This is a genomic window from Trichlorobacter sp., from assembly GCF_034008105.1.
In the GTDB taxonomy this organism is placed as follows: Bacteria; Desulfobacterota; Desulfuromonadia; order Geobacterales; family Pseudopelobacteraceae; genus Trichlorobacter.
Map to the genome: position 1 here is coordinate 149,213 of NZ_JAVEPN010000004.1, position 6,639 is coordinate 155,851.

8 protein-coding genes are annotated in these 6,639 nt (G+C 51.0%); 2 read left to right on the forward strand and 6 right to left on the reverse strand.

Annotated features, from left to right (window positions below; all coding sequences use genetic code 11):
• The first annotated feature begins 94 nt into the window (after positions 1-94).
• Both RBQ93_RS03935 and RBQ93_RS03940 read left to right on the forward strand, forming a co-directional pair.
• On the forward strand, positions 95-730 hold the full coding sequence (locus RBQ93_RS03935; protein WP_320370718.1) for an OmpH family outer membrane protein: 636 nt from the start codon (positions 95-97) through the stop codon (positions 728-730).
• A 14-nt stretch (positions 731-744) separates the two neighbouring features.
• The gene (locus tag RBQ93_RS03940) at positions 745-1,923 is read left to right on the forward strand and encodes a methyl-accepting chemotaxis protein (protein ID WP_320370719.1); all 1,179 of its coding nucleotides are present in this window, start codon (positions 745-747) and stop codon (positions 1,921-1,923) included.
• 168 nt (positions 1,924-2,091) lie between these two features.
• Here RBQ93_RS03940 and RBQ93_RS03945 read toward each other — a convergent pair whose 3' ends face one another.
• The 6 genes from RBQ93_RS03945 to RBQ93_RS03970 all read right to left on the reverse strand — a co-directional run.
• Entirely contained in the window at positions 2,092-2,673 is a 582-nt protein-coding gene (locus RBQ93_RS03945) for an HNH endonuclease (RefSeq protein ID WP_320370720.1), read from the reverse strand.
• An 11-nt stretch (positions 2,674-2,684) separates the two neighbouring features.
• On the reverse strand, positions 2,685-3,554 hold the full coding sequence (locus RBQ93_RS03950) for a hypothetical protein (RefSeq protein WP_320370721.1): 870 nt from the start codon (positions 3,552-3,554) through the stop codon (positions 2,685-2,687).
• The gene (locus tag RBQ93_RS03955; protein WP_320370722.1) at positions 3,532-4,275 is read right to left on the reverse strand and encodes a hypothetical protein; all 744 of its coding nucleotides are present in this window, start codon (positions 4,273-4,275) and stop codon (positions 3,532-3,534) included. Before RBQ93_RS03955 ends, RBQ93_RS03950 begins: the two co-directional genes overlap by 23 nt.
• Before the next feature lie 116 nt (positions 4,276-4,391).
• Entirely contained in the window at positions 4,392-4,943 is a 552-nt protein-coding gene (locus tag RBQ93_RS03960; RefSeq protein WP_320370723.1) for a hypothetical protein, read from the reverse strand.
• A 257-nt stretch (positions 4,944-5,200) separates the two neighbouring features.
• The gene (locus tag RBQ93_RS03965) at positions 5,201-5,632 is read right to left on the reverse strand and encodes a hypothetical protein (protein ID WP_320370724.1); all 432 of its coding nucleotides are present in this window, start codon (positions 5,630-5,632) and stop codon (positions 5,201-5,203) included.
• Between the two features lie 252 nt (positions 5,633-5,884).
• The coding region (locus RBQ93_RS03970) for a hypothetical protein (protein WP_320370725.1) at positions 5,885-6,639 on the reverse strand (755 nt) is incomplete at its 5' end.

The following is a 6,639-nucleotide window of genomic DNA, read 5'->3' on the forward strand; positions in this document are numbered from 1 at the left end:
GCATGATTAAAAAATGCGCAACCCCTCAGCTAGCACTGGTACCTGGCCGGAAAATGCGCTATAAAAGATTCATTTTGCACCTGAAAGGCCCTCTATGAACCGCTTTTTGCTGCAACTGCTCTGTGCTACGTCGCTTTTGGTCGCCTCTGCCATCCCTCTGCTGGCTGCAGATGAGGCAACGCCGGCCCCCATCACCGCCCCCCCCTTAAGTCTGTTGCCGACGCTGCCGATTACCACGCCAGCTCCTGATTCAGTCACTCCCACAGCGACCAGCTCCAGGTTGGGCCTGGTGGATATCAACCGCATCTCGGCCGAGTCAGCCCTGGGCAAAGCAGCCCAAGCCAAGATCAAGGCCCAGCAAGGAAAACTGCAGAAACAGGTGGATAGCAAACGACGTCAACTTGACAAGTTGAAGGCGGACATCGAACGCCAGCTGCCGACCTTGGCGCCAGCCCAGCGGGAGGCCAAGGCTAAACAGTTTCAGAAAAAGGTTGAAGAATTCCAGAAGTTCGGCATGAACGCTGAAAAAGGGTTACTGGAGACCCAGGAGAAGCTGACCAGGGAATTGTTGGCCGCCATCGAGCAGGCAGCCACCAGGGTAGGGGCCACCAAAGGCCTGGCAGCAGTGGTGGTCAAACGTGAACTGCTCTATCTGGCCAGCGGTACAGAAGCTGTCGATATCTCTGAAGACATCACCAAGCTGGTCGACGAGACCATGCCGAAAAACTAGCAGGAGCCGCAACCATGAACGCCATTCTCAACCTCTACCTGCACCTCACCATCAGGACCCGCATCTATCTGCTCTGTTTCTGCTACAGCCTGTGCATCATCTTCGGTGTCGGCGCTGGACGCGAATTGCCCCTGGGACTGGCCATCGCCGCAACGGCGGCCTTTGTGCTCATCGGCGCCTTTTTCGGCGGCCTGCTGTTCTGGTCGGTCAATGATGCCCTGCAGCGGATCATCGCATTTCTGACCAACATGACCCAGGGCAACCTGAGCCAAAAGATCTCTGCCAAGCGCAACAACGAGATCAGCGCCATCATCCGCGCCATCGACACCCTGCAGACCGCCATGCGCGGCATGATCTCCGGCATCCAGACCACCTCGAGCCAGGTCACCAGCGCCTCGGGTCATCTGTTGACAACCGCCGGCAGCATCGCCCAGGGCACCGAACTGGCAGCCAGCCAATCCCGTTCGGCCAGCGACTCGGTGGAACAGATGGCTGCGGCCAGCGCCGACATCTCCCGCAGCTGCTCAGAGATGGCCAGCATGGCCTCCGATGCCGAGCAGGTCTCCAGCAACGGCGAGCAGGTCATCGCCACCATGGCCGGCACCATGGAGAGTATTGAAGCCCAGATGGGGCAGACCACCGAGGCGGTCAAATCCCTCGGGGCCACCTCCACCCGCATCGGCGATATCCTTGAAACCATTGGCGATATTGCCGATCAGACCAATCTGCTGGCCCTGAACGCCGCCATCGAAGCTGCCCGGGCCGGGGAGCAGGGCCGCGGCTTTGCCGTGGTGGCCGATGAGGTGCGCAGCCTGGCCGAGCGGACCACAACCGCTACCCGCGAGATTCAAGGCATTATCACCGCCCTGCAAAACGATGTAAAAACGGTAGTTTCTGCCATGGAACAGAGTTCAACCCAGGTCCATGAAGGGGGGGAAGGGGCGAGGCTCTCCTGCGAAGCGATCATCTCCATCCGCCAGAAGATCGGTGTGTTACAACAGCATGTGGCGCAGGTGGCCCAGGCCGCTGATCTGCAATCCGCCAGCACCTCCGGCATCTCCGAAAACATGCACCATATCACCAGCGTGATCAGCGAGGCCGCCAGCGGCGCAGAAGAGACCCGCAGTTCCGCCAATCAACTGGCCGGCTCGGCCACTGAACTGCAGCAGATGGTGGCCCGCTTTACGCTGTAGTTTTCAAGGTGTCAAACGAATCAAAGCCGGTCATGGGGCGTTACCCTCATGGCCGGCGATTTATTTTAAAACAACACATTTTTTATGCCTTTCAGACTTCCAAAGTTTAATCTTTATACATGTTGCTCCGTAGATCGGTATATTGCTTATTCTACCCCTCAGAATGTCTCACAAATCACGACCAGCTGAATAAGCATCCAAAATTGTTTTGTTTATTTTTTCAGCCAAGACCTGCGCTCCCTTCATGGCATCCTGTACTTTTTCGTGGTTTTTCCAATGTTGCGTCCACGCTTCATCTCCTATTATCATTTCAAAATTCATCCTGGTCGGTTTCCCCCATTGCTCATATGCAGTAAGTCGCTTAACTCTCAGTTCGATATCACTTATCCCCCTGGTTTTTGGTGACAGCCTGGCATCACTTCTCATCCATGCCTCCCATGGCTTGTTTCCTTTTGATTGATTGCATTTTCCACAGCAAGGTACAAGGTTATGAATTTCTGAAATGTATCCCGTTGGCCTTTTATTTACCACAAGTGGACGCAAATGATCCCATTCCGTTGCGGTGTCACCACAAAATGCACATTGAAAAGATTCTGGTGACATTCCTAGAATTTCTAACGCTTTTTTTACTTGTCCGCTTGAAGGATGCACCACAGGAATTATAGAATTTATGAAAGCATTTGTAATACTGGAAGATCTTCCGGTAATTTTAATCTGAGTTGGCATTCGAAATAACGACAAATAAGGCATAAATTCCTCCGCTATTCTGATATGAAACTTAAAGCCCAATTTACAGCTTCCGGATAAAAGCTTGTATCCAATACAAATTCTTGCCCTCTTGCTACAGACTCCAAACAGCAGAATCCATCATTATCCGTTGGTAACTGCCATCGGCTTATCTTTTCGTGCGACGACAGAGGCGGTTTTCCTTCATCAGGATACATCCAGCTCGGCACTCGCCAAAAACTTCGATTCATGTCAGGTGCGGTCAGTTGCAGAGATTCATTGAACTTCAATGTACCAGCGCCGGGAAGATGTTCAATGCCCGGCAGTCCAAGCGAGTCTGCTGCAACATACAATACGTTTCTGCCTTGCCGCGTGCCATGCAAATGCGGGTGCTGCTGTGCCCAATCAGGAGTCGGAACTTTCCCAATCTGGAGGATATATCCAATTCTAAGATAACCAAACAGTGCATGAATATCCTGAGCGCTTCGCACGTAGCGGTAAATACCATCAACTACCTCACACTGCCGGAACCACCCGAAAAAAAGAAAAAGATCTCCAATGCCGACATTATGATTATGCAGCACACCTGCCGCACTGCCGCATTGCCCCAAAGCTGCTTTCCAGTCGGATTTTCTTGTGCAGATGTCTCGTGTCAGATCAGGGTCGAGATGGGCACGGTCGCATGCAGTCAGAGGAACCTGCCTTTTTGAGCTGCTTATCCTTTTCCCCTTCAGGTCAGTAACAAGCTTTCCTAAGTTGTGCCCTTCAACTGTCAGATCACTGTAGGTAACCGTACCGTGACGATCGGGTATGGGGAGAGAAATCATAGTACCGTCATGCATGATGGGGTTGGGAGCACATCCGGTTCCACTGTCAAAGCCTTTACGGCTGAATATAATTTTCATCTTTTTTCCAGCTTTCATTGTTTGGGGGCCAGCGGAAAGGGCGACCATAGATACCATTTTTTTTGAAACGCTCTTGGATGTATTTAATCAACGGTATCTCGCTCCCTTCTGTGATGGTTCCGTAACCTGATTGGCCAGGGACTAAGTTTGGACGTTGTATCGCCTCAGGAAGGAAATAACCAGTTCTGCCGTCAGCTTCGTATCCACCCCCGAAATAGTAAAAGTTAGTGGATATGAGGACATACCTGCCAGATATATCCCTTACCTTATGCTCAGGCTTTTCTGCTGGATGAAATCTATTTGGTAATACTTCGTAAGTGTTGCCAACAAACCTATAAATATTGTCTCCTCGATCCTTCCGTAAATCTGCGACAGAATTACTATCTTCCTGGCGGCTTCCGCAGCACCCCCTTCTGACATTTTTTATGGTGCCAGCAACATGGGTGCTATTCCCACGAGGAATTGGGCGTTTTGGGGGATAGCTTTTGTAATAGTTTTCTAGTGGGATTTTTTCTTTTACTTCCATCAAAAATATGAGGCGCTCGTTACCAACCTCGTCACCACACATAGATTTGGAACCAAACCCGGCTATCCAATCGCCTTCTTTTCTTGTTGAGGACCGCCGAATTCCGGCCTTACAGGTTGCAAGCGTCAATACGCCAAAAAACGGATTTGGTGCGAATCCTGAATCATCGGACATTTTGTAAGATATTAGTTTCATTGCAATTCCCTGTTGTGCGCATCACAGTTTAAATTTGAGTAATGCCCGTAATAACTGAGAGTTTGGTTTTGCTGAACTATACCTGCAACAATGCCTGAATTTCTGCTCATTTACGATCATGTCACCACCCCATTACGCCTCAGCGCCTTTGTAATCACCGATGACCCACGTTCTACCATGCCCTGAACAACCTCAACAAGCTCCGGATAATCACTATAATAGCGCCCCTCTGTACAGATCAGACTTTCCACCAGCGATTCGTCGTGGGTCCGCACCGCCAGATCAATACATGCATCCCGCCACTGCTCCAGCACCTCAATCGACATCGGCGCAAACAAGGCACCTCTCCGCACAAAATAGAAAAGAACCAGGTCAGCGATTCTTATATGACTATCAAGCAGTGGAAGCCAGCTTGTCAGCACCGTATCCATGTCTTCAGCCTTGTCAATGCAGTAAAGAGAGAGATACAGAGCATTATGCCATTTGGGAAATCTGTACAGCTCCGACAGATCCAGCGATGCAAGTGAAGCCACCAGCTGGTTGCCTTCCTGATGCCCCAGAGCAGTTGCTGCATTGCGGAATTCCATTGATCCACAGGTTGTGCAGAATTCCTGAATGCACCATTGTTTCTCGTGAGCTTGTTGAAGTAACTCAATATAGGCGTTCATTTTCACCTCTTTTTGTCAAATGGCATATCCTGAGCACCTCGAACATAGCGGTATGTGTCACCAGCGGTTTCACACTGCCGAAAAACAAAGCAGATCGCCTAAGCCTATATTGTGATTATGTAGCACGCCAGCCGCGCCCAAAATGTCGCGTGTTCAAAACCTTTGGCCTCTGGCTACTTGCATAAGATTTCAAAACCAACTTTAATGTGTATTGATCTTAATCATTTGCTGCATAGTTAAAAATATCAGCTACTCTCTCAGGCTTCCTTCGCCCAATGTGCCGCCTTGTCGACCTGTTCTATCAACCGTTGTTCAAATCTGAGCAAGCGCATCAGCTCGGCGTCAGGGTTGCACTTCAGTGTACGCATCACAGCATCCTTGGCTTGCTGGAATGAGCCGGTTCGTCGCAGCAGGTCTGCCTGAAGCAGGCCATCGCGCACCGATGTGTCCGATACAATGCCACCCTTTTCATGGGAACGCCTCATCATCTCAAGCGCCTTTGTCCGGTAATCTTCCGCGCCCTGCCAATAACCGTCGTTATCGCAGATCCATGCAGCCCGAATGCTGGCCCAAAAAGCGCCCTTAAAATCACCATCTGCCGCTTTAAACTGAGCCACACACAGATATGCCTTGCAGGAATCGTCAATCCAGCGCTGCTTGAGGATATCCCTGTAGGGTTTTGTGTTCATAACGCCGGGCTGCACCGGTGACTCAGCAATATCATGCGAGGCGTAGCCGCAGTGTCGGCAGAATTCTACCATACAGCCATACGGCACCCCTGAATGCCAACCATCGAGAGTTGGACCCGTTTTCCCGAATTGCGAGTAAGACAAACAGACGCTTACCGGGATTGTTTCACCACAGACACAGCAGGTCTTATGTTCGGTTCTCACCATGGTCATTCAAAATCCCCCCGGCAATTTGCTGCCTTGTGCAGCAGACTACCATGCTGTCATCGTCGTTCCGCTCAGCCGTTCTCTAACTGTATCCGTCAATGTTTTTGGTATGTTGGCGTTAGAGTAAAGAGACCCCGGCTGGACCCGCTCTTCCCAATGATCCGCGGCGAGCCCCAGCAGCAGTGTCTCGATTACTTCCAGCACGATCATCTTTTCGGTCTGTGTTTCAGTGACGAGCCCACGCAGAAAAGCAACCAGTTCTTCAGACATCCCCAGATGTTTAAGATAGTTAATGCTTAATTGCCGGCTCAGGCCACTTTCAGCGTAGTTTTTTATAAATTGTTCCGGAGTATTTCTGCCAGCCTTGGCTCGTTTAAGTGCCGAAAAAGCTTCTGCTGGTTTAAGGACGTCGAAATAGGGCACATCAACGCTGTGACGATCAGCGAAATCGTCTGAATAGCGGCAATATGACAGCAGCCTGTCCTTCATTTCTTGTGCCAGCAGGTTACTGGCGACATATTCCCGGATCTGCGTTGCGGCTTCTTCCTGCATTGCCACCTCCGCCAGCTTGTCTTCAGCCTCAACGAGCTTCCCATCCACGAAATCAAGATCCCACAGTTGGATGATTGTGCTGGGACCAAGCGATTGCCGCCATTCATAACGGCCATCGGTGGGCCCGCTGCCGATGCGTATGGTACCTGTAAAGATGACCGGATGACGGAGCCTACGGTATTCCATGCTGTGGTCATCACTGCAGAACACCGGAGCAACGCCACCAATGAGCGGGTACTGATCTTCTT